Origin of the sequence: Sporosarcina sp. SAFN-015, assembly GCF_051966875.1 — a bacterium.
Lineage (GTDB): Bacteria > Bacillota > Bacilli > Bacillales_A > Planococcaceae > Sporosarcina.
In genome coordinates, this window is sequence record NZ_JBQCKP010000006.1 from 37,819 (window position 1) to 64,712 (window position 26,894).

At 40.4% G+C, this 26,894-nt stretch carries 32 protein-coding genes, 1 tRNA gene and 1 other RNA gene; 13 read left to right on the plus strand and 21 right to left on the minus strand.

Features of this window, described 5'->3' with window-relative positions:
* Positions 1-9: 9 nt before the first annotated feature.
* Positions 10-246, plus strand: a complete 237-nt coding sequence (locus ACTHPA_RS11655; protein ID WP_440500443.1) for a hypothetical protein — start codon at positions 10-12, stop codon at positions 244-246.
* 76 nt (positions 247-322) lie between these two features.
* Here ACTHPA_RS11655 and ACTHPA_RS11660 read toward each other — a convergent pair.
* Positions 323-395: transfer RNA gene (locus ACTHPA_RS11660), tRNA-Arg, on the minus strand.
* A gap of 150 nt (positions 396-545) precedes the next feature.
* Between ACTHPA_RS11660 and ACTHPA_RS11665 the strand changes: the two genes are divergently transcribed.
* Together ACTHPA_RS11665 and ACTHPA_RS11670 are read left to right on the plus strand one after the other, a co-directional pair.
* Positions 546-1,394: an MBL fold metallo-hydrolase gene (locus ACTHPA_RS11665; RefSeq protein ID WP_440500444.1), complete on the plus strand. Its 849-nt coding sequence runs from the start codon at positions 546-548 to the stop codon at positions 1,392-1,394.
* Between the two features lie 102 nt (positions 1,395-1,496).
* Positions 1,497-1,676, plus strand: a complete 180-nt coding sequence (locus tag ACTHPA_RS11670; RefSeq protein ID WP_440500445.1) for a hypothetical protein — start codon at positions 1,497-1,499, stop codon at positions 1,674-1,676.
* A gap of 51 nt (positions 1,677-1,727) precedes the next feature.
* Here ACTHPA_RS11670 and ACTHPA_RS11675 read toward each other — a convergent pair whose 3' ends face one another.
* The 3 genes from ACTHPA_RS11675 to fdhF form a co-directional block, all read right to left on the minus strand.
* Positions 1,728-2,369, minus strand: coding sequence for a YIP1 family protein (locus ACTHPA_RS11675; protein WP_440500447.1), 642 nt, complete (start codon positions 2,367-2,369; stop codon positions 1,728-1,730).
* Positions 2,370-2,461: 92 nt separating this feature from the next.
* Positions 2,462-2,941, minus strand: coding sequence for a DUF1641 domain-containing protein (locus tag ACTHPA_RS11680; RefSeq protein ID WP_440500449.1), 480 nt, complete (start codon positions 2,939-2,941; stop codon positions 2,462-2,464).
* A gap of 5 nt (positions 2,942-2,946) precedes the next feature.
* A complete protein-coding gene (gene fdhF, locus ACTHPA_RS11685; protein WP_440500450.1) occupies positions 2,947-5,883 on the minus strand; it encodes a formate dehydrogenase subunit alpha in 2,937 nt (978 codons plus the stop codon).
* A gap of 263 nt (positions 5,884-6,146) precedes the next feature.
* On the opposite strand from fdhF, the gene ACTHPA_RS11690 reads away from it, so the two are divergent.
* From ACTHPA_RS11690 to ACTHPA_RS11700, 3 genes are all read left to right on the plus strand, one after another.
* Entirely contained in the window at positions 6,147-6,494 is a 348-nt protein-coding gene (locus tag ACTHPA_RS11690) for a DUF2294 domain-containing protein (RefSeq protein WP_440500451.1), read from the plus strand.
* Positions 6,495-6,507: 13 nt separating this feature from the next.
* On the plus strand, positions 6,508-7,293 hold the full coding sequence (fdhD, locus tag ACTHPA_RS11695; protein ID WP_440500452.1) for a formate dehydrogenase accessory sulfurtransferase FdhD: 786 nt from the start codon (positions 6,508-6,510) through the stop codon (positions 7,291-7,293).
* Between the two features lie 213 nt (positions 7,294-7,506).
* On the plus strand, positions 7,507-8,802 hold the full coding sequence (locus ACTHPA_RS11700) for an L-lactate MFS transporter (RefSeq protein WP_440500453.1): 1,296 nt from the start codon (positions 7,507-7,509) through the stop codon (positions 8,800-8,802).
* Positions 8,803-8,861: 59 nt separating this feature from the next.
* On the opposite strand, the gene ACTHPA_RS11705 is transcribed toward ACTHPA_RS11700, so the two are convergent.
* From ACTHPA_RS11705 to ACTHPA_RS11755, 11 genes are all read right to left on the minus strand, one after another.
* Positions 8,862-9,419, minus strand: a complete 558-nt coding sequence (locus ACTHPA_RS11705; RefSeq protein ID WP_440500454.1) for a hypothetical protein — start codon at positions 9,417-9,419, stop codon at positions 8,862-8,864.
* Positions 9,416-10,051, minus strand: coding sequence for an SCO family protein (locus ACTHPA_RS11710; RefSeq protein ID WP_440500694.1), 636 nt, complete (start codon positions 10,049-10,051; stop codon positions 9,416-9,418). The genes ACTHPA_RS11705 and ACTHPA_RS11710 overlap by 4 nt, the downstream gene beginning before the upstream one ends.
* Before the next feature lie 62 nt (positions 10,052-10,113).
* Positions 10,114-11,745: a cbb3-type cytochrome c oxidase subunit I gene (locus ACTHPA_RS11715; RefSeq protein ID WP_440500695.1), complete on the minus strand. Its 1,632-nt coding sequence runs from the start codon at positions 11,743-11,745 to the stop codon at positions 10,114-10,116.
* 89 nt (positions 11,746-11,834) lie between these two features.
* Positions 11,835-12,302: a cytochrome c oxidase subunit II gene (locus ACTHPA_RS11720; protein WP_440500455.1), complete on the minus strand. Its 468-nt coding sequence runs from the start codon at positions 12,300-12,302 to the stop codon at positions 11,835-11,837.
* A 28-nt stretch (positions 12,303-12,330) separates the two neighbouring features.
* On the minus strand, positions 12,331-12,480 hold the full coding sequence (locus ACTHPA_RS11725; protein ID WP_440500457.1) for a cytochrome C oxidase subunit II: 150 nt from the start codon (positions 12,478-12,480) through the stop codon (positions 12,331-12,333).
* A 179-nt stretch (positions 12,481-12,659) separates the two neighbouring features.
* A complete protein-coding gene (locus tag ACTHPA_RS11730; protein ID WP_440500459.1) occupies positions 12,660-13,355 on the minus strand; it encodes a Crp/Fnr family transcriptional regulator in 696 nt (231 codons plus the stop codon).
* Positions 13,356-13,495: 140 nt separating this feature from the next.
* Positions 13,496-14,428, minus strand: a complete 933-nt coding sequence (locus tag ACTHPA_RS11735) for an ABC transporter ATP-binding protein (protein WP_440500460.1) — start codon at positions 14,426-14,428, stop codon at positions 13,496-13,498.
* The gene (locus tag ACTHPA_RS11740) at positions 14,428-15,492 is read right to left on the minus strand and encodes an ABC transporter ATP-binding protein (protein ID WP_440500462.1); all 1,065 of its coding nucleotides are present in this window, start codon (positions 15,490-15,492) and stop codon (positions 14,428-14,430) included. The genes ACTHPA_RS11735 and ACTHPA_RS11740 overlap by 1 nt, the downstream gene beginning before the upstream one ends.
* A 16-nt stretch (positions 15,493-15,508) precedes the next feature.
* Positions 15,509-16,531: an oligopeptide ABC transporter permease gene (opp3C, locus tag ACTHPA_RS11745; protein WP_440500463.1), complete on the minus strand. Its 1,023-nt coding sequence runs from the start codon at positions 16,529-16,531 to the stop codon at positions 15,509-15,511.
* Positions 16,531-17,463, minus strand: coding sequence for an oligopeptide ABC transporter permease (gene opp3b / locus ACTHPA_RS11750; RefSeq protein WP_440500464.1), 933 nt, complete (start codon positions 17,461-17,463; stop codon positions 16,531-16,533). Before opp3b ends, opp3C begins: the two co-directional genes overlap by 1 nt.
* A gap of 164 nt (positions 17,464-17,627) precedes the next feature.
* Positions 17,628-19,349, minus strand: coding sequence for a peptide ABC transporter substrate-binding protein (locus tag ACTHPA_RS11755; protein ID WP_440500465.1), 1,722 nt, complete (start codon positions 19,347-19,349; stop codon positions 17,628-17,630).
* 257 nt (positions 19,350-19,606) lie between these two features.
* Here ACTHPA_RS11755 and ACTHPA_RS11760 point away from each other — a divergent pair, with 257 nt between their 5' ends.
* The 3 genes from ACTHPA_RS11760 to ACTHPA_RS11770 all read left to right on the plus strand — a co-directional run bounded on the left by ACTHPA_RS11760 (position 19,607) and on the right by ACTHPA_RS11770 (position 20,997).
* Positions 19,607-19,951, plus strand: a complete 345-nt coding sequence (locus ACTHPA_RS11760) for a DUF3899 domain-containing protein (protein ID WP_440500466.1) — start codon at positions 19,607-19,609, stop codon at positions 19,949-19,951.
* 81 nt (positions 19,952-20,032) lie between these two features.
* Positions 20,033-20,506: a DUF948 domain-containing protein gene (locus tag ACTHPA_RS11765; RefSeq protein ID WP_440500467.1), complete on the plus strand. Its 474-nt coding sequence runs from the start codon at positions 20,033-20,035 to the stop codon at positions 20,504-20,506.
* Between the two features lie 23 nt (positions 20,507-20,529).
* Positions 20,530-20,997: a DUF948 domain-containing protein gene (locus ACTHPA_RS11770; RefSeq protein ID WP_440500468.1), complete on the plus strand. Its 468-nt coding sequence runs from the start codon at positions 20,530-20,532 to the stop codon at positions 20,995-20,997.
* A 15-nt stretch (positions 20,998-21,012) separates the two neighbouring features.
* On the opposite strand, the gene ACTHPA_RS11775 is transcribed toward ACTHPA_RS11770, so the two are convergent.
* Genes ACTHPA_RS11775 through cax form a run of 3 tightly spaced genes read right to left on the minus strand, consistent with a single transcriptional unit; the run spans position 21,013 to position 23,102 of the window.
* On the minus strand, positions 21,013-21,558 hold the full coding sequence (locus tag ACTHPA_RS11775; protein ID WP_440500470.1) for a DUF948 domain-containing protein: 546 nt from the start codon (positions 21,556-21,558) through the stop codon (positions 21,013-21,015).
* 18 nt (positions 21,559-21,576) lie between these two features.
* Entirely contained in the window at positions 21,577-21,996 is a 420-nt protein-coding gene (locus tag ACTHPA_RS11780) for a DUF948 domain-containing protein (protein ID WP_440500471.1), read from the minus strand.
* Between the two features lie 53 nt (positions 21,997-22,049).
* Positions 22,050-23,102 carry a calcium/proton exchanger gene (gene cax / locus ACTHPA_RS11785; RefSeq protein ID WP_440500472.1) on the minus strand — a complete coding sequence of 351 codons (1,053 nt, stop codon included), beginning with the start codon at positions 23,100-23,102 and terminating at the stop codon, positions 22,050-22,052.
* A 136-nt stretch (positions 23,103-23,238) separates the two neighbouring features.
* Here cax and ssrS point away from each other — a divergent pair.
* A non-coding RNA gene (ssrS, locus tag ACTHPA_RS11790) (6S RNA) lies at positions 23,239-23,430 on the plus strand.
* A 119-nt stretch (positions 23,431-23,549) separates the two neighbouring features.
* On the opposite strand, the gene ACTHPA_RS11795 is transcribed toward ssrS, so the two are convergent.
* Complete coding sequence (locus tag ACTHPA_RS11795; RefSeq protein ID WP_440500473.1) at positions 23,550-23,813, minus strand: hypothetical protein; 264 nt, start codon at positions 23,811-23,813, stop codon at positions 23,550-23,552.
* Between the two features lie 66 nt (positions 23,814-23,879).
* Entirely contained in the window at positions 23,880-24,182 is a 303-nt protein-coding gene (locus ACTHPA_RS11800; RefSeq protein WP_440500474.1) for a YunC family protein, read from the minus strand.
* A gap of 123 nt (positions 24,183-24,305) precedes the next feature.
* Between ACTHPA_RS11800 and ACTHPA_RS11805 the strand changes: the two genes are divergently transcribed.
* From ACTHPA_RS11805 to ACTHPA_RS11815, 3 genes are all read left to right on the plus strand, one after another.
* The gene (locus tag ACTHPA_RS11805) at positions 24,306-25,127 is read left to right on the plus strand and encodes a S1C family serine protease (protein WP_440500475.1); all 822 of its coding nucleotides are present in this window, start codon (positions 24,306-24,308) and stop codon (positions 25,125-25,127) included.
* A gap of 116 nt (positions 25,128-25,243) precedes the next feature.
* Positions 25,244-25,687, plus strand: coding sequence for a hypothetical protein (locus ACTHPA_RS11810; protein ID WP_440500476.1), 444 nt, complete (start codon positions 25,244-25,246; stop codon positions 25,685-25,687).
* Positions 25,675-25,965, plus strand: a complete 291-nt coding sequence (locus ACTHPA_RS11815; protein WP_440500477.1) for a DUF2653 family protein — start codon at positions 25,675-25,677, stop codon at positions 25,963-25,965. The genes ACTHPA_RS11810 and ACTHPA_RS11815 overlap by 13 nt, the downstream gene beginning before the upstream one ends.
* A gap of 70 nt (positions 25,966-26,035) precedes the next feature.
* Here ACTHPA_RS11815 and ACTHPA_RS11820 read toward each other — a convergent pair whose 3' ends face one another.
* Positions 26,036-26,848, minus strand: coding sequence for a VanW family protein (locus ACTHPA_RS11820; RefSeq protein WP_440500478.1), 813 nt, complete (start codon positions 26,846-26,848; stop codon positions 26,036-26,038).
* Positions 26,849-26,894 lie beyond the last annotated feature (46 nt).

Here is a 26,894-nt window from a genome sequence, read left to right on the forward strand (position 1 = left end):
GATGTTCACATGGAGAAAGAATTTAAAAATGATTTCGTGGAAAATAGCAAGAAAACCGAAGCGTCCCAACAGCAATCTTTAGGAATGAAGGACGATGCTAACTCGGACAAAGAGCCAAATGGAATGGATCCTGAAACCATTTTTGAAAAAGGCTACTCATTTCAGGAAACCCCGAATGAAGCGCTATCCCAGGGGATGAATCGTCTTGGGGATGAACCTAATAGTATCAATCCCGAAAAAAAATGATTCAAATTTAAAAAAGAGGCTGCCCGAATGAATCAGATTCACCTGACATTCGGACAGCCTTCGCTATGTAATGGAACGTCCCAGGCAGGAATCGAACCTGCGACCCACAGCTTAGGAGGCTGTTGCTCTATCCCCTGAGCTACTGAGACAAATTAGAGTACCTTTCTATTATAAAGAGATGATTTGGTAAGAGCAACAGTTTTGCTGCCCTTTTTTAGGATCGGCCGTATGACACCGAAAATAACACGCATAGTAAAGTAAATGTGAAAACAAACTAATAGTAGGTAGGAGGAGTATGCATGGAACGAAGTTCTTCAACGGATAGATTTCAACCTATGACATCTGTGACTAGTGGAAAAGGATTTGAAGTAGCTCCCGACTTATACTGCTATACGGTTCAAATCGTCAATGTCATATTTTTCGGTTTTGCCGGCGAAGGAAATGATTGGGTTTTAATTGACGCAGGTATGCCTACGTCAGGTGAAAAGATTAGAGAAGAAGCCGAAAGGAGATTTGGTAAAGACAATCCGCCAAAAGCGATTATTTTGACACATGCACACTTCGATCATATCGGTGGACTGGTTGATTTATTGGAGGTTTGGGACGTACCCGTATATGCACATGCGTTAGAGCTTCCTTATATTACCGGACAAAAAAATTACCCTGAACCTGACACGACTGTCGAGGGAGGGATGGTTGCCAAATTATCGTTCATGTTTCCTCATGAAAGTACAAATATCGGATCAAAAGCGCATGCACTACCAGACGATCATACGGTGCCATTCATGCCCGGTTGGAAATGGATTCACACACCAGGACATTCCGTTGGCCATATTTCTATGTTCCGTAATGACGATCACGCCATGATTGTTGGTGATGCATTCGTAACAGTCATCCAGGATGAGTTGTATAAAGTGTTTACTCAGGAAAAAGAAATAGGTGGGCCTCCCCGCTATTTGACGCCAGATTGGGATACGGCTGAACAGTCAGTCGGCATATTAGCGGCTTTGAGACCGAAAATTGCTATTACAGGCCATGGAGTTCCGGTTGAAGGGCAATGGCTAGATGAAAACTTAAATAAGCTTGTTTCTAATTTCCAATCGATTGCTGTTCCCGATTACGGCAAATTCGTAGATGATTCAAAATAAATTCAACTTCGGTAGACTTATCCCTGTCATTCCTACATCGCTGTCATATTGTCATGTTTTCCGGGTAAGCTAAATAATAATGATCCGGAGGAGGTATGATCGATGGACAGGGTTGAGCGAAACATTACGAAACGAAATGAAATTGAATTGCGGAATCGAAAGTTTGCGAAGAGGTTTCATGAATTTTCCACTCTAGGCGATTATAAGGAAGCGATGGTCAACTCATACAGAAAGACGGAGCAAGAGCAAAAGAATGACGATGAATCAATAAACCCACATTAAAAAGTTCGTCTTAAAGCTATAAACGGCTTTGAGACGAACTTTTTTTCATAATTAAAACAAAGCTGGTGTCGTTAATGCAATAATAATGACTAAAAAGACTACAAGAATGATAATCGGCAATAGTACAACCAATACAGCTTTCCAAATAGCATACTGATGAACTTCAGCAAATGCGGCAACGAGGACTACCAACGACCAAATTCCTCCAACAAAGTTGACAAGTAAAGAGACGATCATCCAAATAAATTGTCCAACCGAGAAATCATAGTCACTAATAAAATTGCCTTGACCCAAAATAAGCAGATCCGGTATCCAAATAACTCCGATAATCACAATAATGATATTAGAAACCGTGTACGCCTTTCGCGATTCCTCAAATGTTCCCGAGCCGCCAAACAGAAGTGATAAAGCATGGTATATTCCCGATACTACATATAGTGCAATTACTCCTATAATTGGTCCGACAATCAATGAAATTAATAGAATAGAGGCGAGATTCCAGGTCTCCCCTAAATCATTGTTCACAGCTTGGTCAAGGAAGTGTATGATTCCAGTAATTGCCGAAATGCCAAGTACGAAACTGCCTGTTTTATAATCCTTCACATATTGGACGGTTTTTCTCGGATGAAGCCATATGGCAGTCCATGGGTTGACTTGTATTCCTTCATGGACTTCATATTCATTATTTTGCAAAGAAAGCTCACTCCCTATTATTCTTTTTCTTCCACTCTTCATACATACGCATGAAAAACGGATTCGTTTCAAGAATAATTGAGAATCGGCATTTACTTATCAAGCCCTTTTCCCATACCTTTCAGAAAATCTAAACCATACTTCACTGCGCGATTGATATGAGGGTCGTTAAGTGCGGTCATCACTTGAAAAATCGACACTTTATCTCCATTTCCTTTATACAATTCAGCCTCTTCGATTCCTTTTGATATGCTGTCCTTCAAACTTTCCGTAACTTCCGGATTTATCGATGTCAATAGACCCGCCGCGTTCATTATATTATTGATGAGATTCGTCATCGGTTCCCGGGACGCTTGTGTTACAGCGATACTTGCAATCTCATCTTTCGCCTTTACCATTGCATTTACAGAATCCAGTACTCCCGCATTGTCCAATTCAGCTGTAATTTCTAAGATTTTTTGCAATGATTGCTGCTGTTCTGTAATGAGGGATTGCAGTTCATCCATTTTCTGTTGCTGCACTTCTGCTGGCGTAAGTTCTTTTAGTTTAATTGAAGTAATTGGCGCTGCCATAGAGCTCACCCTTTCTCCACTTGATCTGTCAGATGCTCGTAACCTGGTCTAGCCCACTTCCGTTCAACTTCTACCCCGTTTTGAGGATGTCGTTTCTTGTTCCGATGGTTGCTTGCCGGTAAAGGATTTTCGCCTTCTTTCCTTAAAACTTCCATACGGACTTTTGCTTGTTTGAATGCAGGTGTGTTCGTTCTTTGATCTACTGCTGTACCCGTCAAAAAGTTAATAGCTGATTCTTTTTCTACAGAGTTCATCGGAAGGAATAACTCATTCCCTTTCACTCTGTCGGTCACTAAAGCCGGCAGTCTGACAGCTCCGTGCGGTGAAACGAGCCTTACTAATGAACCGCTGAGAACGCCTCTCTCTTTTGCAAGCTCTGGCGATACTTCCACGAAAATTTCAGGCACCTTCGATTGAATCCCTGCAGATTTATTCGTCAAGTTCCCTTCATGGAAATGTTCAAGCATCCTGCCATTGTTAATGTGCAAATCGAATTCGTCATCATAGACGACAGGCTCTACCCAATCGGATAAAGCGAATCTTGCTTTTCCATCAGGGAAATTGAAACCATCAACGTATAGCAACGGCGTGCTTTCCCCTTCCAGACTGCCCCAGAAAAAGCTATCCCAGTTTTCCATATTGCTATAATCAGCTTGGCTGAATAATGGTGAAAGACTAGCCATTTCAGCGAAGATTTCGCTAGGATGTTCAAAATTCCAATCCGCTCCTAAACGAGTTGCTATTTCTTGGATGATTTTCCAATCCGCCTTTGCATCCCCTAATTCCGGCAATGCTTTATACAAACGCTGAACTCTTCTTTCCGTATTCGTGAAAGTACCATCCTTTTCTAAGGAAGGCACTGCAGGCAAGATGACATCTGCGTACCTTGCAGTCCTTGAGAAAAATATGTCTTGAACGACTAGGAAATCGAGTTTGGATAAGACGTCATGTACGTGGTTCGCATTGGAATCGACAAGCGCCATATCCTCTCCGACGATATACATTGCTTTCATGATTCCTTCATCGACGGCATGAAGCATTTGAATATTATCAAGTCCCGGTTTATTGCCAATTTCAACACCATATGCCTGTTCGAATTTTTCACGTGCACGATTATCCGTCACGTGCTGATATCCTGGTAGCCAGCCCGGAAGCGTCCCCATATCACAAGCACCCTGTACATTATTATGGCCACGAAGCGGGTATGCACCTGCGCCTGGTCTCCGGTAGTTTCCGGTTGCCAGGAGTAAGTTTGAAATGGCAGCTGACGTATCGGAACCTCCTGTATTTTGCGTTACGCCCATTCCCCATAAGATACACGTTCCATCTGCGTCACGAATCATTTCAGCAGTACGAATGAGATGATCTTTCGGAACACCGGTTACATGCTCAGCGAAATCGAGAGTGTATTTCTTCAATACATCCTTAAACTCTTCAAAATGATGAACATTTTCTTTGATGAAATTTGAATCGTGCCAACCTTGGTCAATCATATATTTCGTAACTGCCATTAGCCATACTTGGTCGGTCCCTTGCTTAGGGCTAATGAAAATGTCTGATCGATCGGCCATTTCATGTTTACGCAAATCGGCGACGATCAGTTTTTGTCCGTGTAGCTTATGGGCGCGTTTCACACGTGTTGCTAGGACCGGGTGACCTTCAGCAGGGTTTGCGCCGATGATAATGACAAGCCCAGCTTTTGCGATATCTTTGATCGTCCCGGCATCTCCTCCCATGCCGACTGTACGGAATAAGCCATCAGTCGCCGGAGACTGGCAATAGCGAGAACAGTTGTCGACGTTATTCGTCTTGAACATTTGCCTAGCGAGCTTTTGCATTAAATAGTTTTCTTCATTTGTTATTTTTGAAGAAGAAATGAAACCGACACTGTCTTCACCATGCTCCCGATGGATAGTTCCCAATTTTTCTGCCACTAAGTCCAACGCTTCCTTCCACGTTGCCTCCACAAAGGACTCGCCTTTCCGGATGAGTGGAGTTGTTAGTCTTTCTTCGCTATTGATGAAATCCCAGCCGAACTTCCCTTTCACACAAGTTGAAATCGCATTGACCGGCGCATCTGAAACAGGCTGTATTTTAAGGATTTTGCGATCTTTCGTCCACACTTCGAATGAACATCCGACACCGCAGAATGTACAAACAGTCTTTGTCTTTTTCGTTCTTGTGTCGCGCATGGCAGCTTCAGCATCTGATATTGCCATAATGCCGCTGTAGCCTGGCTCGACATTTTTCACCAAATCGATCATCGGTGTCAAAATCTCTTCCTTCATTCCTGTCATGAAGCCAGCTTCACCAAGCATCGATTTCTCCATCAATGCATTACACGGACAGACGGTGACACAGTGTCCGCAGCCTACACAGGAAGAATCATTGATTTTGGCGCCGCCATCCCAAAGGACAATTGGACGATCCCTTTCCCAATCGATACTGAGGGTTTCATTCACTTGCAGATTTTGACATGCTTCCACGCACTGTCCGCAAGCGATACATTGGTTAGGATCATATCGGTAAAATGGATGCGTGAAGTCGACGCTGTCTTGTGTGCACTTCGGTTCGTAAGGATATTTCTGTTCTTCGATTCCCATCATATCGACAGTGTTGTGGATTTTACAGTTGCCGTTGTTGTTATCACAAACTGTGCAATATAATAAATGGTTTTCAAGAATTCGATCCATTGCTTCAGTTTGTGCTTCCTTAGCACGAGGAGAAGATAATTGGATATCCATGCCTGGTTCTAATTTTGTGGAACACGCGCGAACAAGCCGTCCGTTCATCTCGACAATACATGTATCACATGTTTCAATCGGGTCCACTTCTGGAAAATAACAAATTTGCGGATGCTCGATTTTCTGTTCATTGACCACTTGTAATATCGTTATGCCCTCTTTGAACGGAAACGCCTTTCCATTGATCTTAATTGACATGAAAATGCCTCCTTTGAAATAAAAAACCACCATAGACAAATACACCTGCTATTGAGGTGTGCTTGTCTATGGTGGAATAGTCTAATAGCAGAGCTTGCTAAATAACCAATCCAAATGTAAAGTAATGAATTGATAATATCGGTGCAATGCCATACCCCGATACCATACTAACTAGTATTATAGAGTAGAAGAATACACTATTCAATAGGTTTAGAGAATTATTGCAAGTCAATTCATATTGTTTCAAAAAGGAGCGCTTAGAAATGTCTAAGAAGATACACGATTTCAACGACATTATTAGAAAGTTGAGGAAAGATCTATTCGGAAAAGGTCCGGAGAGGATTACAACTATATTCGTTGATAATATGGCAATCTCTACGTTGTATGGAAACTTGACACCAACTGAAAAATTCATAGCGGGTACACGAGAAGGAAAAGAAATGGTCCATTCTGCCAGAACAAAAATGATACAAGAAGTGTATGATGAATCACCTCCGGATGGCCTTGAGGAGGTTGTTGGGGCAAAATTTATCCATCTCTTTTCAGACATCAAATTAGAGGATGATATTGCAGTTTCTGTATTTTTGTTTGATAGAATCATTGATCAGTGAAAGGAGAACAAATATGAACCGAATTCAACGTCGGTCTATTTTACGATTTGCCAACGGTAATTTCGAACAAAAATATGATGAGGTTGCAACCGAGTATCCTATTACAGTTAAATTGAATGGCAAAGAACTATTGACGATCGTGTGTACACCTGAGTATCTCGAGGATATGGTAGTCGGATTTCTTGCTTCTGAAAGAATTATTATCAGTTATAAAGATATACAGGAAATACGATTGGAAGAAGATTTAGGGTTAGTCCATATCCAAACAAGCCGGACATTCCCTTTTTTCGAACAACTACAAAATAAAAGGTATATTACTTCATGCTGCGGCATGAGCAGACAAGGTTTCGTTTTCGCCAATGATGCACTTACCGCAAAACGTATGCAAGATAGAAACGTACTGTTATCAGCTCAGGATTGTTTTGCACTGATGGAAAAAATGGATATGAAAGCCGATCTATTTCAACAAACAGGCGGGGTCCATATTGCTGCACTTTGTGATTCGCAAGATTTCATGCTAACGAGAATGGATATTGGACGTCATAATGCACTTGATAAGATTTATGGACATTGTTTAAGAAAAGATATTCCTGTCAAAAACAAGGTAATTGTCTTTAGCGGTAGAATTTCTTCCGAAATATTGTTGAAGGTTGCAAAAATTGGTTGTGAAGTTGTTCTTTCAAAATCAGCCCCGACTGAACTGGCTATAAATCTTGCTGAAGAGTTAGGCATAACTGCAGTTGGATTCATTAGAGGCGAATCATTCAATGTCTATACACATCCCGAAAGGATTAAATAACGATTTCCCCTGTTTTTCGACTTATTTAACTTTTAAGTGACAAACCCAAATAATGGTGGTACTATGTCGGAAATGTGACAAATATATGTCTTCTGAATTTTTATTATTCAAATAGAATGTAAAATTCTTCATTTTATCAAGAAACTTCTTTATAAAAATCTGAAGATATTTTTATTTGGCATATTACTTTATCATTAAAGGGAGATGTGAAAAATGAAAGGGAGAACGAAGAAAACGAAGAACAGATGGTTAATTGCCGCCTCTGCTGTCGGGATTCATATTTCAATCGGTTCCGTGTATGCTTGGAGTAACTTTACAAACCCTCTCATCGATCAATTCGGATGGTCGACGAGCCAAGTTCAATTGACGTTTAGTATCGCAATTTTATTTCTAGGTCTGTCCGCTGCATTTCTTGGGCACTTCGTTGAAAAGCACGGTCCTCGTAAAGCTGGTATTCTCGCGGCAACATGCTTTGGAGTGGGTGTCATGGGTGCCGGTTTTGCTGTAAGTATGTCTTCACTTACGCTATTATACGTTTTTTATGGTGTGTTGGGTGGAATTGGTTTGGGTGTAGGATATATCGCTCCCGTTTCTACACTAGTGAAATGGTTTCCCGATCGACGTGGTCTAGCAACTGGAATGGCCATTATGGGGTTTGGCTTTGCAGCTGCGATCAGCAGTCCAATAATGGAAGCGCTTATTAATTCAGTCGGCCTACAAAATACTTTTTATATTTTAGGAGCGTCTTATTTATTAATAATGATTGTCTCTTCTCTTTATCTCGAAAAACCTGAGGAAGGTTGGGCACCTGCGGGGTATGTTAAAAAACTAGAATCCGGAAAAATTGAAGCGAAAGTTGACTTAGCGCAATTGACAGCGAATGAAGCAGTCAAAACTAAACGATTCTACTATCTATGGATGATGCTGTTCCTAAATGTCACTTGTGGAATCGCCATTTTGTCTGCGGCGAAGCCTCTTGCTATAGAAAGTATTGGCATGACTACAGTACAAGCTGCTGCTCTCGTAGGAGTTCTTGGTCTTTTTAATGGAGCTGGAAGGCTTGGATGGGCATCTATTTCCGACTATATCGGCCGAAGGCATACGTATACAGCGTTTTTCGTTATCCAGTTAGCGCTTTTTGCCCTTCTTCCATTTACAACAAACGCTATTATGTTCCAAGTAATGCTCGCCATCATTTATACTTGCTATGGCGGTGGTTTTTCATGTATACCAGCATATATCGGCGATATTTTTGGAACAAAACAACTTGGGGCAATTCATGGGTATATTTTAACAGCCTGGGCGGCTGCAGGGATTGCTGGAACAATGTTTGCGGCATGGATGAAAGACACAACAGGAAGCTATGAAAGCAGCTTATTATTTTTCTCCGGACTCTTTGCGATTGCTTTAGTGATTTCGATTTTAATACAAGTTGATATCAAAAAAGTAAGAGCTGAACAACATAACTCTAAAAAATCAAATGTAGTACAAACTGCTAAGAGCGTTTAATATTTTTATAATATGCGACCCCTACTCCTTGGAATATGGAATAGGGGTTTTGCTTCTATTTATACCGTTTCATACTTATTTGTAAAAGCAAGATAGAGCAAGTAGATCGTGAAGCAGATAGCCATCGTCATATATCCCCATCCAAGAGTGAGCTGATCGATGAGCAAGTAGTTGTTGCAAAGTTGAATAGGCGCTTTTATATAAAGAAAACCCATTATATAAAACATAAAAGTAAAAGTGACCCATATAACTTTTTTCCCGGCCGAACCGATTTTTTTCCAACTATCGCGTAATGGAATGCCTGCAAGAAACGGTAAACTAATGAATTTGAATATCTCCACTGTCATATTTGTCAATGCATCATCCATCGTTCGCGGAATCATCCAATACAACATGATAAGTGTAAATAGTAAAATACCTGGTATCCCATCCCCATTCCATTTAGCAAAGAACGTAGGAAACTTACGTCTGAAAAAAACAGCAATTAGAAAGCCGCAAAATATAAGAAGTGGCATTTGCATATGCATGTGCATAATCATTATTGATTCGAGCACATCTGCAACGACTGGAATTGCAAGGAAGATGAATAATGCTGCTCCATATGCTGCCTGCTTCATGACCTCCCCTCCCTACCGCCCAGTACTTCCATCAGTTTTTCTGCAGCCTCATCCACATTTGTATAATCCATAACTTCTTCTAATTTGCCTTCGCCATCTACGAGGTAGAATGCTGAATTATGAGCGAAATTCCCATAATCATCGGGAATGACGATGACGCCGAACTCTTTCAACAGACCTTCCAATTGCTGCTGGTTCGGAATTCTTGCCATTCTCCATGTCTCGCCATCACTATTGAACATATTTTTATAAATGTCTAAAGTAGCGGGGTCATCTCTTGCAGGATCAAAACTGATACTAAGAAAATCGATATCTTTTCCAATGTATTTCTGTGGAATTTTCTCATATAACTCGGACATATTCATCTCGAGATCGATGCAAACAGTCGTGCAAGATGAGTAGAAAAAAGTTATAAGAACATAATTTCCTCTAAATTCATCAATCGAATATACCCGACCCTCACTATCCTCCATAGTAACTTCGGGAAATGCAGGTTTATCTTTTAGCAAATGATTCACACGGGCTTTTTCGGCAGTGAATGCTGTGAATCCATCAGTTCCGATAAAAATGATAAGTAATCCGACTAGCAATACTACCGAGCTAGCCAATTTCGTATATCGAGTTGACATGATACCCACTCCTCGATTGTTTTCAAGAAGAGGTGGCCTCTCATCAGGACCACCCACCCTTTTATTCACCATGTTATGAATGGAGGCGATCCAGGAGGTGCATTGACGATCAAATCGACTAGCGGAACGACATACCCCATGGAAACGACTAGTAACATGGCAACAATCCATAATCCCCATCGATCCGTCCACAATGGCGTTGTTTCTTCGGGCATTTCCGGCTCGGCAATCGGAAATTGCGTTTCTCCTTTTGGAGCAAAAAACATCATATGGAATACAGCGTATACTTGGATGAGCACACCGATAATCAGGAATGTCCCTCCTACAGCAAGGAAAAGCAAGTACGGATCCCAACCGAGTGCTGTCGCATCATCCCCATAAGTCGTATAGGATGTTCTTCGAGGAGATCCAAGCAATCCGACCCAGTGCATAGCAACGGACATGGACAACATGCCAACAGTCCAGATAATTGTTTGGATGATGCCGATTTTATTCATCCTTGGAGTCAGTACCCGTTTAGATATATAAGGGATCAACCAATAACTGATGCCGAAGAATGTCAGAATTACAGATGTGCCGACTGTTAAATGGAAATGGCCGACTACCCATAATGTATTGTGCACGACTTGATTCAATTGGTTAGTTGTTTGTGCAATTCCTCCAGCACCTGCAGGAATGAAGGCAATCATTGCAACCATCGGAGCGAGGAATCTCACATCTCCCCAGGGCAATTTCTTTAACCAACCAAACAACCCTTTTCCCCCTAATCTCCTGCCGGTTTTTTCGAACACATAAAACATTGCGAAAGCTGTCATCAAAGATGGAAAACCGATTGCAAGGCTCATGAACAGATGAAGAAATTTAAGAGTTTGTGTCATTCCAGGATCGACAATTTGATGGTGGAATCCACCTGGAATATTTGAGATTACTAACAAAATGACGACTACCCTTGTCAATGTATCGCTAAATCTACGTCCTCCGATAATTTTAGGAACGACTACATACCATGCTGATACAGCTGTCAAATACCATATGTTCACTAATGTATGGCCGAAAGACCAGAATAGCGTGCGGCTAAGCAAGACATTGATCGTAGCTTTCCAACCGAAAGACCATGCAATTAACGTCAACACTTCAATGGTGACACCGATACTTCCGAAAAACAATAAAACAAATACACCTGTTGCAAAGAATGCGAGAATTGGAATATGCTTTCCTGGATTCTGTTTACGCCATTTTGCTACGCTTATGAAAGCTCCGAAAGCGCACATCCATACTCCGATGACGATTAGTGCTAGACCAATATAAAAATAGGGTGACGCTGCCATAGGTGGATAAAATGTATACAAGACGGATGCTTTATTCATAAGTATTGGAATAACTGCTACGACAAGACCAATCACTTTCAGCCAAAAGCCGATCCATGCCACTTTTCTCACTTTTGATGATAAACCGCCTAATGTGTGAGACAAACCTGCATAGAAATAGCCGATCGTAAAGAAAGCCGTTAATACAAGTACGAGCAATACACCATGAGTGGTCAAAACTTGATAATAATTGAACCAGTGTGGCAGCTGCATGAGGCCGGCTCTTTCCAAACCTTGCAGCAGCCCTAATGCACCACCGATTAGCAAAGCGATAAAAGCTACACTCATATATGATTTTGTCAATTTGGCATCTTCTGGTCCAATTCCCATCACTTTATTTGATGTATCCTTAAAAACGGTTTTTAATTTCTTTTCTTTTTGATGCACATTTACTGCAGTATTCAAGGAAATTCCCTCCTTTATTTCACCGTTATAGTCGTACTCATATGCTGATGTCCTGCGCCGCAATACTCATTGCATAACACGAGATATTCCCCAGGTTTATCGAATGTTTGCGTCGCTTTTTGAATATGGCCAGGCATCACCATCGCGTTCAAGTTTGTGTTAGCAACTTGGAAACCGTGTACTACATCCTTCGATGTCATGATGAAAGTGACAGTTGAACCAGCCGGAATTTCAATATTCCCCGGATTGAAGTTGAAGACTTCCAAAGTCATGACTACTTCATATTCTTTGTCGCCGGTCTTATAAACGCCTGGCTTATCAAACGGTGCAGTTTCATTCACCTTTTGCGGGTCAATTGTCTCTTTATGGCTCGGTGGCCCCATCCCAAAAGCAAATGTTTGATAACCCGTAATAAGCATGAAAATGACAAGCATCCCACCGCTCAATAGTAACCAGATCTCTTCATAGCGATTCATTTTCATCTTTCTTCCTCCTAATCTCTATCGTGTATTAGTAGCGGTACATATAAATGGCGAATAGCAATACCCACATTACCAGGATGACAAGTCCGACGATGCCTACTGATACCATTGTTCCTTTTACGGTATTTTCATCTTCTTGTTCTTGCTTATTTTTAAGCGGTGCTTCATGCAAATTCATTTCGTAACACCTCCATTGCTTTATTGTTGTTTTTATAATAGTTGATAATAGTTCTCAATAATGTGATGTACATCACATTAACGAGATTGAAAGTGACAAACCTATGACATTGATTCCAACAAAAAAGCCATTTTGCAACTACGCGATCGTAGTTTGCAAAATGGCTATCATGTAATGATTCAAGTAAAATTGAGCAATTCATCTTTCAGCATTTCTGGGCGTATCAAATATTCCCCTTCTTCCAATCGCAACGCATCATCTTTGCGCAGCTGTGAAATCATCCGGTTGACTGACTCTCTTGAAGTGCCGATCATATTGGCAAGATCTGCATTTTTAAAGCGAGTATTCAACTTCACCCAACCTTCCTTCCCTATGACAGATCCATGTGTTTCACAAAGCCTAAGCAATAATAACAAGATCCGTTCATTCGCACTGCGCAATGCAAGCTCCTCCAGCCTTTGCTGCAAATTGACGATTTGATCGCCAAGCATTCTGAAAAGCTTGATGGACAAAGAAGGATTCGACATAAGAACCTGTTCGAAATCTTTGATAGCAATCGAAAAGACTTCACTATCCTCAATCGCTTGTGCATGAGCTGGATAGTGACCTTGACGGAAGAAACCGACATGTGGAAACAAGTCCCCGTGCTGTTTAAAATGCAGGACTTGTTCTTTGCCCGCCTGGTCGTTCCTGTATATTTTAATCTTCCCTGCCGTTGCGATAAATACATGGGTGATCGGATCACCTTGCAAAAATAAAATAGTTCTATCGGTAAGCTTCCTACGATACATAATTGAAAGAAAAGGCTTCAATTCTTGGTCGGATAAGTCTTTAAAAAACATTGCACTTTTCAGAAGTTCAATTTCCGAGTCCATTTTATCTCTCCTTCGAATGAAACATAACTCTCCAAATAAAATAGTTGCTTATATTATAACATTCTATCGCAAGATATCGGCTTAGAAACAGAAAACCGCCATGACATCGTAATGATTGATGTCATGGCGGTAGAAATTGATTAGTTGACTTGTGCTTTCATTTCGTTGAACTCTTTATCAGAACAGAGAACGAAATGACCTGGTGTCACTTCACGGAATTCCACTTTTTCATCTGGTCCGTAATTATGTTTTTTAGGATCATACGCTTGTCTTACGCGTGTCCGTTCATAAATCGGATCTGGAAGTGGAATTGCAGATAATAATGATTTTGTATAAGGATGAAGAGGATTTTTATATAATTCATCTGCAGGAGCCATCTCAACGAGTTTCCCAAAATACATAACGCCAATACGGTCTGAAATATATTTCACCATTGATAAGTCATGCGCGATGAATAAATACGTCAATCCTTTTTCCTTTTGCAGCTCTTTCAAGAGGTTGACGACTTGTGCTTGAATAGATACATCTAGTGCGGAAATCGGTTCGTCAGCAATAATGAACTCAGGGTTGACGGCAAGTGCTCGGGCGATCCCGATCCGTTGCCGCTGTCCTCCGGAGAACTCATGCGGATAACGATCAGCATGCTCTTTATTCAATCCGACTGTTTCCAGCAGCTCGACAACTTTTTGTTTCCGTTCTTTCGGATTTTTAACCAGTCCATGGACATCCAATCCTTCAGCAATGATGTCAAGAACTTTCATCCGTGGATTTAACGATGCATATGGATCTTGGAAAATCATCTGCATCTTCTGATTCAAATCCTTCATTTCGGATTTCGATTTATTCGCATGCACACTGACTCCGTCGTAAAGGACTTCGCCGTCAGTTGCGTCATATAGTCGGATGATTGTCCTACCGGTCGTCGATTTACCGCAACCGGATTCACCGACTAGCCCGAATGTCTCCCCACGATAAATATCAAAGCTAATATTATCAATTGCACGGACTTCGGATGGCTTGCCAGCATTAAAATATTGTTTCAAGTTTTTTACTTCTAGTAATTTCTCTGCCATCAAGCATCACCTCTATTCGCTTGCTCAAAATATTTGCTTCCACGGAAAGTCTTCATCCGGTCGATGATCGCTTTCGGCGGTTCAACTTCTGGAGCATTCGGATGCAACAACCAGGTTGCAGCATAATGCGTATCACTCACTTTAAACATTGGTGGTGCTTGCTCCAAATCAATTTTTAAAGCATACTCACTTCTTGGTGCGAAAGCGTCTCCAAGAGGTGGATTCAACAAATCTGGCGGAGTGCCAGGAATCGCATACAGCTTCTCTTCTGTCAAATCCATAGACGGCATCGAGCTGAGAAGCCCCCATGTATATGGATGTTGCGGGTTATAGAAAATTTCATCAACCGTACCTACTTCTACAATCCGCCCACCATACATGACAGCAACCCGATCTGCGACATTCGCAACGACGCCTAAATCATGTGTAATGAAGATGATCGACGTATCGACTTTTTTCTGTATATCCTTCATCAATTCGAGAATTTGAGCTTGAATCGTAACATCAAGGGCAGTTGTCGGTTCGTCGGCAATCAAGACTTTCGGATTACAAGCGAGCGCTATCGCAATAACAATCCGCTGTCTTTGGCCACCGGAAAATTGGTGAGGATACATTTTAAAGCGGTTTTCCGCGTTCGGAATCCCTACCATTTTCAAGAGCTCAATTCCTACTTCTCTTGCTTTAGCTTTACTAACTTTTTGGTGTTTTAAAATCGGCTCCATTACTTGCTTGCCAATTGTCATTGTCGGGTTCAATGATGTCATTGGATCTTGGAAAATCATTGAAATTTCTTTCCCTCTGATTTTTTGCATCTGTTTATCAGAAAGTTTCGTAAGGTCATTTCCGTTAAATAGTATTTCACCATTTTTAAATTCAGAACTTGATTCTGGCAATAGACGCATAATCGATTTTGTCGTAACCGATTTCCCGGATCCTGACTCACCGACAATTGCTAGCGTCTCTCCTTTGTTCAAATCAAAACTGACTCCTCGGATTGCTTTCACTTCACCGGCAAATGTGTGGAAGGAAAGCTCCAAGTCTTTTACTTGCAATATTTTTTCCATATTGGCTTTCCTCCTATCAATCTTTCATTTTCGGATCCAGCGCATCGCGCAGTCCGTCGCCGATCAAGTTAAATGCAATCATCAAGACACTGATGATCACAGCCGGGAACAATAGGAAATACGGCTGATGCTCCATCACTTTGTATCCATCATTGATCAGCGTACCTAATGAAGCGGCAGGCGGTTGCAGCCCAAGTCCGATAAAGCTCAAGAACGCCTCAAAGAAAATAGCAGTTGGAATCGTGAACATCGTATTAATAATGATAATCCCCATGATGTTCGGCAATAAATGCTTACCGATGATTCGCTTATCACTCGCGCCAAGCGTCCGTGAAGCAAGTACGAATTCCTGTCCTCTATATTTCAAGATTTGAGCACGTACAATACGGGACATGCCGATCCATCCGGTCAAGGATATTGCAATGATAATTGCGGTTAGCCCCGGCTCCATTATCAATAGCATCAAGATGACGATAATTAGTGTCGGGATACCGATTAAAATTTCGACAATCCGTTGCATGATATCGTCAACACGGCCACCGAAGTAGCCCGAAATTCCTCCGTAAAGGACACCGATGACCACATCAATCGCCGCAGCAACAAATGCAATCAATAAGGAAATTTGAGTTCCTTCCCAAACACGTGTGAACAAGTCACGGCCAAGTCCATCTGTTCCGAACCAATAATACTCATCCACTTTTTTAATTTCATATAGGTTTACTGTTTCTCCACCTAATTTTCCCATTCCGTCAAATATCCCTAATTTTTCAATACCAGGAATTTTTGGCGGCAAGTTAGCGTGACGTAAAATTTGTTCATCACCATCATGGCCATTTAGATGCGGCCCTATTAAAGCCATAATGATAAACAATACAAGAATAATCATGCTGACAATCGCCGCTTTGTTTTTCCGTAGTCTTAGCCATGCATCTTGCCAAAAACTTAAGCTTGGTTTAGTAATACGTTCAGCATTACTGCTATCAATTGAAATACGCTCGAATTTTTCCGGCGGCAATTGTTGAAGTTCTTCTTTTCGCATTAACCTTTACCTCCAGACAAACGGATTCGCGGATCAATGATTCCGTAAAGAAGGTCTACAATGAAGATAATGAAAATCAACAATGCAGAGAAGAATAGTGTCGTACCCATGATTGTTGCAAAATCATTCGTCATGATGGAGGATACGAACTGCTCCCCGATTCCCGGAATCGCAAAGATCTGTTCTACAACAAGGGAACCGGTGACAATACCGGCCGCTACCGGTCCTAATACTGTAACGAGAGGAATTAGCGCATTTCGGAATGCATGTTTGAATGCGATTTCAAAACCGCTCGCACCTTTCGCTTTCGCTAATGTAATATAGTCGGAACTCAATACTTCAATCATTTCGGTACGAATGAAACGTGCCGATAGTGCAAGTGGTCCCATTGCCAAAGCTATGGAAGGAAGGACACTTGACTTCCATCCGTCGTTCCAAAGTCCGACCGGCAATAAATGCCATTGGGAAGCGACCCAATATTGCAATAATGAAGCAAATACGAAAGAAGGTATCGATACGCCCAATATGGCGAAAAATGTACTTCCATAATCCCATATCGTATTCTGCTTCAAAGCGGCAAGCATTCCTAATAGAATCCCTATGATCGTACCGAATACCATCGCCTGCGCACCTAATATGAAGGAAGGTTTCACCCTTGACGCCAATAAGTCGTTAACGCTTTTCCCTTTAAAGACAAAGGAAGTACCCAAATCCCCTTTGGCTAAGTTTTTCATATAAATAGCGTATTGTACCGGTTTCGGTTTATCGATGCCATATTTTTTTTCTACTATTGCCCGTTGCGTTTCGTTCAACTTATTATAAGAAGCAATCGGTGAACCTGGGAGCGTCTGCATTAAGAAAAACGTTGCAGTTGCAATCAGGAACATCGTAAGGAACATGTAAACGAGCCGTTTTCCAATATACTTAACCACGTTGCACCTCCAAAGTACGTGAGTTTGATTTATGTCAAATTGAATAATCAATTTCTTTTCAAAATGAAAACACTTACAAACTTTCACTTTATTCCCTTTTAGTAAAAAGAGAGTATATGGAGCTTCCGCCATATACTCTCAGATGATTAAACTGCGTTGCTTACTTACTCTTTACCAGAGATATAAGCCCATTTGTAGCTGTAGTCAGCTCCGAATGGATGAACTCCAAGTCCTTTGAAGTACGGTTTTTGAAGTTGGATCAAACCACGTTGGTAGATCGGTGCGATAGCTGCTTCATCCTCAAGTAGGATTTTCTCAGCTTTTGCGAATGCTTCGTAACGTGCTACAGGATCTAGTGCAAGCTCATCTTTAGTAGATTCGATCAATTCATCGTATTCTTTGTTCGAGAATGACATCAAGTTGTTAGTACCACCTGTTACGAACAAATCCATGAATGAAATCGGGTCTTGGAAGTCAGGGCCCCATCCAGAAACTTGGATATCGTAATCTTGATTTCCGTCAAGTTCCAAACGTACTGCGAAAGGAACTTCTTTCAACTTGATTTTCAAACCTTCAAGGTTGCCTTCAAGTTGTGATTTGAAATACTCGTCCATTTTCTTGGAAAGTTCAGTGTCTCCGCCTAGGATTTCAAGTTCCAATTCAGTAACACCTAGCTCTTCCAAACCTTTTGCCCAGTATTCCTTAGCTTCTTCTGCATCGTATACTAGGTGATCTCCGCTGATTTCACGGAAATCTGTTCCGTTTTCATCATATGCGAATTCTTTTGGCACTAGGAAGTTTGCAGCTGTTGATCCGTTCGCAAGAACTACATCAGCCAAGTCCTCTTTTTGGAAAGACTTTGCAATTGCTTTACGGATATTTACGTTTGCAAGTGGAGTTTTTTCTCCACCGCGTTCTTGGTTAAATTTAAAATAGAATACTGCTGTATCTGACTCATTACGAGCTTCCTCATGAGTTCCATATTGAAGAGCCAAGTCTCCAGATACTCCTGCACGGTCTTTCTTGCCGTCGTTGTAAAGTTTAACTGCTGTTGCAGAATCTTTAACAACGTCAACGTTGATTGTTTCAAGTTTTACGTTTTCAGCATCCCAATAATGTTCGTTTTTCTTGTAAACCCAGCTATCTCCAGTTCCATCCCATTCAGTAAGAACGAAAGGACCGTTGTAAAGCAGGTTGTCAGAGTTCGTAGCGTATGCATCACCTTTTGATGTAACAAACTCTTCTTTTTGTGGGTAGAACGTTCCGAATGACATTAGTGATAGGAAGTAAGGTACTGGGCGTTCCAATGTTACGACCAATGTTTTGTCGTCCTCGGCAACTACGCCAAGTTCAGACTTGTCCATTTTCTCTTCACTAATTGCTGTTGCATTTTTGATAACTCCAGACATCATGAACGGACCATAAGGCGATCCAGTTGCAGGATCGATTGCACGTTGCCATGCAAACACGAAATCGTGTGCTGTAACAGGTGTTCCATCAGACCATTTTGCATCACGAAGTTTGAATGTGTAAGTGAGACCATCTTCACTTACTTCCGCTTCCTCTGCTGCCATTGCTGGTTCAGCAACGTTTTCAAGGTTTAAACGGTACAACCCTTCGTTTACGTTGTTCAATACGTTAAATCCTACTGCATCTTCCACGATTGCGGAGTCAACAGATGGAATTGCTGCAGATTCGATCAAGTTCAAAACTTGTTCTGCATCCGGCTCGCCGGCTTCTTCTGTTTGTTGTTCTGTTGCTTTGTCATCTTCTTTGTTTGGTGCAGCAGTTTTGTCTTCGTCCTTGTCCTTGCCTCCGCAAGCAGCAAGCACGACACTTAGCACTAATGATAAAGCGACAAGCAAAAGCCATTTGTTTGTTTTCAAAGCATTGACCTCCCTTTTGTAATTGTCTGAAGAATTATCACTTTTTATTATACATTCAAAATATCTTAAGTCAAAGAGTTTTTTTATGTTTTTTTCTGAAACAACATAATTATAAAAGAAATAAAAGTCTAAATACTTAGCATATATATACATAAAACCTTATAGATATTGACTTCTAGCCAAATTGCATTCTTTCGTCAAATGAGATATTATACATAAATAATCAATAATATAAACAATAAAAAAGAGGTTAGAATATGAAGAAAATTACATTCAATGTTATTGTAAACCAATTATTAATTTTGGTACTTGTTTTAATCTTATACAAGAAACTGACAACTATAGATTATATTAACGTTTCTTTCTATATAGGAGGAGCCTATCTCTTTATTGGAATTCTTGTTTTGATCTTGCAATCTGGTTTTTTCGATTTCTTTTCTTCGAGTTTTAAAAAGGTCTTCTCCCGCAAACATGGCCAAGACGAAATAAATACTATGCGGGCACCTTCGGAAATCATAACAATGAAAGCTTCTTTCTTTTTCAGATCGGGACTGCCAATCATATTAATCATGCTCGTCGCTTTATTCATATACTCTTCCTGAGTTGTACAGTGTTTATATGGTAGGAAAGAGTGGTACCAATTAGGTAAGTGAAAAAGTATTTGGAATGGAGCTGATAGTGAAATGGAGATTCTTCTATATATAAGCGCAATCATAGCAGCAATATCCTTACTACTGATTGCGATCTTTGTCATTGTTGCATTGCGGAGTGCGAAAAAGTCGATGATGGAAGTATCTGATACGATTAGCAGGATGGAAAACAAAATAAGTGGCATCACTACAAAATCCGAGCAGCTAATGGAAAGGACAAATCGAATAGCATCCGATGTAGAAAGCAAAGTGCAACGTTTGGAAAGTGTTGCACAATCCGTTCAACATATCGGACAATCGACTGAAAATCTCAATCGTTCTTTCCAATCGATTTCTCAGCAAATTGCTGCGCCTGATCCAAAATACCGTGAATTAATGGAAAAGCTGACGACGTTAACGGAAGCCGCTTCTCGAATCTATTTTAAATTCAATGTAGAAAAGCGGAAACAAGATCCATTCGTTCAGCAAGAGATAAAGCAACTCCCTTCTCCATTGAAGGTGAAGTAAATTGACATACGGAGGTGATTCACTTGGATTGGCTAGGAATTGGTGTTCTAATTATCGGAATCGCATTCGCGATTCTAACCTTTTTATTAATAAAACCATTACGGAAACTGACCGATGCATTGGACGATGTAAAACAGACTACCGATCGCCTTCCTAAAGTGGTCGATGACTTATCAAAACAAACAACTAATATGATGCAATTAAGCAGTACAACGATTTCAAACGTCAATGAACAAGTGAAAGAAGTTAGCCCATTCTTCCATATCATCGGGGATACTGGTGAAGCTACTCGTAAAATGACGCTTGCAGCGCTAGACAAAACGAACTCACTAAAAACACAAACGAATAGCGCTTCGAGTTTTACAAAACGTGAAAAGTATGAAGGAATCTACGGCATTCTTGCATTCATCTTTTTTCTATCTGAAAGGAAAAACAAAGTACAAGAACTATCCGGCTCTAAAAAACATCTTAAAAAAGCGATGGAGGAATGATCCTCCATCGCTTTTTTATTTATCATTGACAATATATTTACCTTCTCTTGCAGCTTCTTTTGCTTCCTCCTTCATCCTGTCAATATCAAAAGCTCGCTGTTCACCTGATACATATAATGAAGAAGGCCGTTTCAGTTCCCCATTCTTTTCCTTATTGCTACGAATCGCATAAAATGCTAGTGCAGCTGATCCATATAATCCGCCAATTCTTTTGTTACGTGTTTCTTCATCAATCGAATCCGTCTTCTTTTTGACAGATACAGCAATATCGTTGACAGAGGAAGTCAGTTTTCTCGTCGATTCACCAATATCTCCGACGATATGGAAGAGAGGCGTAAGTGTACCAAGCTTTTCATTCACATCAGCTAATGTATCATTTGAACTCTGTATTATTTGACCCGTTTCACTCAATACATCGTCCAATTGATCCGGCAGCTGTTCAACAGTCCGACTTACACCATCCAATATCGAAGCAGTATTATTAAGAACCCTTGCCAAGTAAATAGATAGAATGAGAAATGCGATACCAATTAATAAAACACCAATTCCAGTCAAGGTCATTACCTTCTCCCCTTTCTATCATGTTGAAAATGTTTGTCCACGCTTCCATGATTTTACTAATCCTTTTACAAACTCCGCACTTTGTATAATGCGAATGAACGGTTTTGTCCCGGTCGTATTTCCAGTGTCTGCATATGCTTTAGTCAATTCATCCAATTCTTCACTCATGACATGAACAGCATCTCCTAATTTTTCAGTAGACAAAAACACACTATCAAGTGCATTCAATTTGGCTTCCATGTCAGATACCGTCCCGTTAGTGTTATTTAACGTCCCTTCTAGAGCTTCAATTGTTCCATCTAATTTGGACTCCATATTTCTTACCGCCGATTGAACCGCTTCCATGCTTGTCGATGCGCGTATGAGCAGTTTTGCTAGAGCGACTGAAAAAATGGCGAACGAGAGCGCCATTATGAAAACTCCAATATGAACTAACATCGAGTCATCCCTCCCTGTCCTTCTATACCACGTATTGTGAGACGGTAAGCATCCTACAATAGAAAGAATCCGATTCCAATGATAATATAAGCAGCCAACAGCGTAAGTCCTTCAAACCAATTCGATTCCCCATCGTTGGAAAGATTAATGACAAGGAATGTTGCTGTAATCATTGCAACAAGTTCGGGTATAGTGAAGACAAGCGGCATTGTTTCCGGCATCATAAGCGATAACAGCACAAGTATGGGAGCTACGAACATTGCTACTTGCAACGTTGATCCGACCGCAATTTCCACAGCTACGTCCATCCTGTTTTTCATCGCCATCGTTATAGCTGAAAAGTGTTCTGCTGCATTACCGACGATTGCCACGATGATTACACCGATAAACAGCTCTGTCCAGCCGAATTTCTCACCAAGCGTCTCAAATGTATGTACGAGTTGTTCAGAGACATAAGCGACTGCAATTGTCGAAAGCAGCAAAATGATAATTGACTTCATCTTTGACCATTCAGGAGTCTCTTCTTCTTGATTAGTCGAATCAGAAGACGCGAAAACGCCTCGGTGAGTAACAAGTTTGAAAAACAAGCCTGCAAGATATAGTGCGATTAAAATAATTGAAATACCGACGCTTAACGTAATCGTATCGGCTTGGTCCATATTTTGTGTAAAGATTTCCGGAATAACAAACGCAACGATGACCGCAAAAATCAATAAGCCTGAATTATAGCGTGCATCATGTAAACTGAACTTTTGTGTCTTATATTTGATGCCACCCGCGAAAAATGACACGCCAAGTACAAGCAATAAATTTCCTAAAACCGATCCGGTCAAGGAAGCAAGCACAATACCAATCAGGCCGGCCTTTAAAGTAAAATACGAAATGATCAGCTCTACAGCATTACCGAATGTTGCATTCAGCAAACCACCAACCCTCGGTCCGCTAACAATCGCAAGGCTTTCTGTCGCTCTGCCAATAAAACCTGATAATGAAATGATAGTGGCACAACTTATGATAAATATTGGAATATCTGGCCAATCCATTACAGAACCTACAATGATTAGCGGTACTCCGATGAAAACAAGCAATGTAAATATCCGATTCACCGCAATCTCCCCCTTCAACAGAATCTCTCTATATCTTTCCCTGTAACTGACTGAACCAAACAGGATTCATTCCGTGGAAAATGACGCTGGAATATATTTTCATTGATACTTTTCGAACAAAAGTGTACTATATATACATAAGCTGCATTGTTCGTATACACATTAAGTTTTAACCTTTAAGCTGTAAAAGGGAGTTTTATATTGAGACCGGAATGGTATGCCTGATTCATTGAACCAGGACGGACAGGATTGTCTCTGCGGACACCCACTTTGAGGAGTGGTGGTTTAAAACTTTCATGATTAACGATACGGCAAAGGCGGCTTTTAATTTTTATGATTATGACAACCACCATCCATTCGTGATGGTGGTTTTTTACTTTTTCAAAAATCCAGACAAACGGATAATTTTCCTGACTGAGGACATCATACATATTGTAAGTGGAGATTTCACTTAACAAAAAATTCAAAGGAGATGTCATACAAATGAGGGACAACCGACAAAATCGGGACAACAACAACAACAATAACAACAACAGACAAAACGAGAGGAATCAAAACAACAGAAACAACAACACTGAATTTGCCGATGATTTCTTCGGGCAAAACAATCAAGACAACAACAGAAATAACAACAACAACAACAACAACAACAACAACAACAACAATAATAACCGAAACAACCGCAATAACCGAAACGACAACCGTTAACAACAAACAAACGACCTGTACCGCTAATATACGCGATACAGGTCGTTTTATATTTTTTTTACTGCCGCTTCACACCATTTTTAATAAAGCTTCTTCTCCAACCATTCCAACATGAATGCCTAATGTTTCTGCTTCGAGTGTAACCGACTCAAGTGGCGCTTTCAGCAACTGTTCAATTGTCTTTACTCCGACAGCCCTGCCAGCTATTATTTGTCGGTCTGCTAATACATTATTCAGCAATCCTACATCTAAAGCGCCGCACATTATATAACCTTTATCATTTGAAACCGTCAATAAGGTCGTTTTCGGTAAACGGACAGTTACAGCCGTAAACGGATATCCTCCAATTATAATTGGTGTCAATGTTACCAAAATGCTCCCCCCTTCCTCTTTATACATATGGACTTTCATTCATAATTGTGCTCCTATATGTCTGTCCCGATTCACTGCTATAATAGTAGTAATCGATTTAACGGTTAGAGGAAGTGATGCAAAATGAATGAAAAAGAGAGTGAAGAACATATTCATACTACGGATGATAGGAGCTTTGAAGACTTAAGCGAAGAAGAAATGCACGAAGTCGTATTGGAAGCTCAACGGGAAGCTCTATTGCAACAAAAAGAAGAATATGATCCGAAGAAAAAAATGCCGAAATGGTTTATTTGGCTTTTGTCCATAACGTTATTCATCAGTACATTCGCAGGGATTTTTCAGGTTTACTCCATTCCCGCAATCGATTTTCTTATAACTTCCGCTTCATTATCACAACAGGAAAATATAGCAGCTTATAAGAAATCGGTTGTTGTAGTCGTAACGGAAGATGGCAAAGGAACCGGTTTCTCCATTTCAAGCGATGGACTCATTTTGACAAATTATCATGTTGTGGAAGAAAATCGTTCCCTTTCTGTTGTATTTCCTAAAGATGGTCGTTTTGAGGCTACTGTAAAAGAGACGTTTCCAGCAATTGATATGGCGATACTTGAAGTAGAAGGAGAAGGTTTACCTTTTCTTCCTATGGATGATTCGATTAAAATCGAAAAAAATGATCCTATTACTTTTATAGGAAATCCGCTTAGTTTCAAAGGAATTGCCAATGAAGGCACTATTTTAGAACCGATCAAGCTTTCTGGTTGGACGGATGAAGTGATGATGATTAAAGCGCCTGTCTATCGTGGAAATAGCGGAAGTCCTGTATTAAATGAAGATGGCAAAGTCATCGGAATCATTTTTGCTACAATGGATCATCAGAAACATGGAAAAGTCGGTTTATTCATACCTAGTTCATTATTGAATGAATATGCAACGGATGAGAAATAATCCTTGAAATGATCTTCGTATTTTATTTCAATGCAAACTATTATAATTTGGCGTCAAAATGAATTATACTATTCCATGCACCATGTGTTGTTACATATATAATGGAGGGAAATGTATTGAAAAAATTATTGTCTGCGCTAATTGCTTTGACAATCGTCATGTCACCAATCGGCAGCCTAATACTGAATGATCATGCGACGACAGTTGAAGCGAAAGGATATAAATCCGGCAAGAAAAGCTTTAATCCAAGTCAAAACAACTTTACAAAACCAAAAGTGGACAAGAAACAGGAAGAAAACACTTCGTTTAATAAATCTTCCAACACCACTTCTAAAAAAGGCGGTTTCTTTTCAGGAGGCCTTATGCGGGGCTTATTTGTAGGCGGGATTGCAGGTCTTCTATTTGGAAGTCTTTTCGCCAACATGGGTATGTTAGGTTCAGTTTTAGGTTTTCTCATTAATATGATGGCGATCATTTTCATTATTAGTATGATACGCAGAATTTTCTCACTTCTGAAAGCAAAAAAAGAGAAAGAGAATGCTAATCCATGGCAGAGTTAATTATATCTGAACAAGATATTGTAAATGCTATCTGCATTGATCAATCTCAGAAGCATAATGTACAACCTGAAGAAATCGAAGTAGAGCTTTTATACGATGATGAAGAAGGCTTTTCCGCAGAACTTGAGTTTAACGGTCATCAAAAAGTCATCGGATCTTTCGACATGATTCAAGCGATACGCTATTGGATTAAAGAAGTTTTGAATAAAGATCCTTATGCCGCGGGAATCAAGTTATTGTTGGATCGGGAAGAGGGCATAATAGCCGAGATTCAATAATATAGGCAGCTCTTCTCAAAAATAAGCCAGGTGGGTATTTACAGGTACCCGCCCGGCTTTTTCTGTAGACTCACTTTGCGCTCACCAATTGCCTTTCCATCACTTCGTATTTTACTTCAGAGTTGTTTTTTATTAGCAGCTCTTCTTTCTCAAAGTCCCCTGTTCTTTTATTTATAGTCCGTCTCCAAATTTCATTCCGCCTAAAGGTCTTCCCTCCTTTCTTATAAAATTGATGTTCCCGTTCCTCAATATGAAAACTTTTTTCCACGTCTTCGTTCGAAAAAATAGCGCCTTTCAAATGACGATCTGTTACCCAAACGCGAATTTGAAAAGCATATTCTGTTGTATTTTTAAAACGAAAGTCAACATAATTATAAAAAACGCTGGCGCCGCTCCCAAAAGGAAGGACTCTCCCCTCGTCCGGAAAGGGGTCAAAGCTGTGATGATGTCTTTCAACAACAGTTAATGGCGTATGCAAGACCATCCAATAAAGGAGATTTGCAAGTTGGCAAATGCCCCCTCCAATGCCTGTTTTCACTTCTCCTCTTGAAAGCTGCATCCCTTCAATATATCCTTTTTTCCTTGTAGCCTTTCCTACCAATTTCCAAAATGAAAAGACTTCACCTGGTTGAATGATAATCCCGTCTATCTGTCTTGATGCTAGAGTCAGATTTACGATTTTATTTTCCTGAAGAATCGGATCGCTATCCCCCAATCGTCTACGTAATAGCGATTGATGTTTTTTACACGTGAAATGGAAATTCGTTTCAGATTTCCGCTTAGCAAAATATCTTCTATCTTTCATGTTTTTTATTATGCGGAAAAATCTCTTTTGCTCAATTCGAGCATAGTAAAAAAATGGGTGGATTTCAGATAACCTCATTCATTTCTCCCCTTGTTCAAAACATACACAGTCCTATACTTTATTC

Bases quoted from the DNA above. Each gene is read 5' to 3' on its own strand.
- ACTHPA_RS11655 (WP_440500443.1), top strand. From the start codon at position 10: ATGGAGAAAGAATTTAAAAATGATTTCGTGGAAAATAGCAAGAAAACC.
- ACTHPA_RS11665 (WP_440500444.1), top strand. From the start codon at position 546: ATGGAACGAAGTTCTTCAACGGATAGATTTCAACCTATGACATCTGTG.
- ACTHPA_RS11670 (WP_440500445.1), top strand. From the start codon at position 1,497: ATGGACAGGGTTGAGCGAAACATTACGAAACGAAATGAAATTGAATTG.
- ACTHPA_RS11680 (WP_440500449.1), bottom strand. From the start codon at position 2,941: ATGGCAGCGCCAATTACTTCAATTAAACTAAAAGAACTTACGCCAGCA.
- fdhF (WP_440500450.1), bottom strand. From the start codon at position 5,883: ATGTCAATTAAGATCAATGGAAAGGCGTTTCCGTTCAAAGAGGGCATA.
- ACTHPA_RS11690 (WP_440500451.1), top strand. From the start codon at position 6,147: ATGTCTAAGAAGATACACGATTTCAACGACATTATTAGAAAGTTGAGG.
- fdhD (WP_440500452.1), top strand. From the start codon at position 6,508: ATGAACCGAATTCAACGTCGGTCTATTTTACGATTTGCCAACGGTAAT.
- ACTHPA_RS11700 (WP_440500453.1), top strand. From the start codon at position 7,507: ATGAAAGGGAGAACGAAGAAAACGAAGAACAGATGGTTAATTGCCGCC.
- ACTHPA_RS11705 (WP_440500454.1), bottom strand. From the start codon at position 9,419: ATGAAGCAGGCAGCATATGGAGCAGCATTATTCATCTTCCTTGCAATT.
- ACTHPA_RS11715 (WP_440500695.1), bottom strand. From the start codon at position 11,745: ATGGGAATTGGACCAGAAGATGCCAAATTGACAAAATCATATATGAGT.
- ACTHPA_RS11720 (WP_440500455.1), bottom strand. From the start codon at position 12,302: ATGAAAATGAATCGCTATGAAGAGATCTGGTTACTATTGAGCGGTGGG.
- ACTHPA_RS11725 (WP_440500457.1), bottom strand. From the start codon at position 12,480: ATGAATTTGCATGAAGCACCGCTTAAAAATAAGCAAGAACAAGAAGAT.
- ACTHPA_RS11730 (WP_440500459.1), bottom strand. From the start codon at position 13,355: ATGGACTCGGAAATTGAACTTCTGAAAAGTGCAATGTTTTTTAAAGAC.
- ACTHPA_RS11735 (WP_440500460.1), bottom strand. From the start codon at position 14,428: ATGGCAGAGAAATTACTAGAAGTAAAAAACTTGAAACAATATTTTAAT.
- ACTHPA_RS11740 (WP_440500462.1), bottom strand. From the start codon at position 15,492: ATGGAAAAAATATTGCAAGTAAAAGACTTGGAGCTTTCCTTCCACACA.
- opp3C (WP_440500463.1), bottom strand. From the start codon at position 16,531: ATGCGAAAAGAAGAACTTCAACAATTGCCGCCGGAAAAATTCGAGCGT.
- ACTHPA_RS11760 (WP_440500466.1), top strand. From the start codon at position 19,607: ATGAAGAAAATTACATTCAATGTTATTGTAAACCAATTATTAATTTTG.
- ACTHPA_RS11765 (WP_440500467.1), top strand. From the start codon at position 20,033: ATGGAGATTCTTCTATATATAAGCGCAATCATAGCAGCAATATCCTTA.
- ACTHPA_RS11775 (WP_440500470.1), bottom strand. From the start codon at position 21,558: ATGACCTTGACTGGAATTGGTGTTTTATTAATTGGTATCGCATTTCTC.
- ACTHPA_RS11780 (WP_440500471.1), bottom strand. From the start codon at position 21,996: ATGTTAGTTCATATTGGAGTTTTCATAATGGCGCTCTCGTTCGCCATT.
- ACTHPA_RS11805 (WP_440500475.1), top strand. From the start codon at position 24,306: ATGAATGAAAAAGAGAGTGAAGAACATATTCATACTACGGATGATAGG.
- ACTHPA_RS11815 (WP_440500477.1), top strand. From the start codon at position 25,675: ATGGCAGAGTTAATTATATCTGAACAAGATATTGTAAATGCTATCTGC.
- ACTHPA_RS11820 (WP_440500478.1), bottom strand. From the start codon at position 26,848: ATGAGGTTATCTGAAATCCACCCATTTTTTTACTATGCTCGAATTGAG.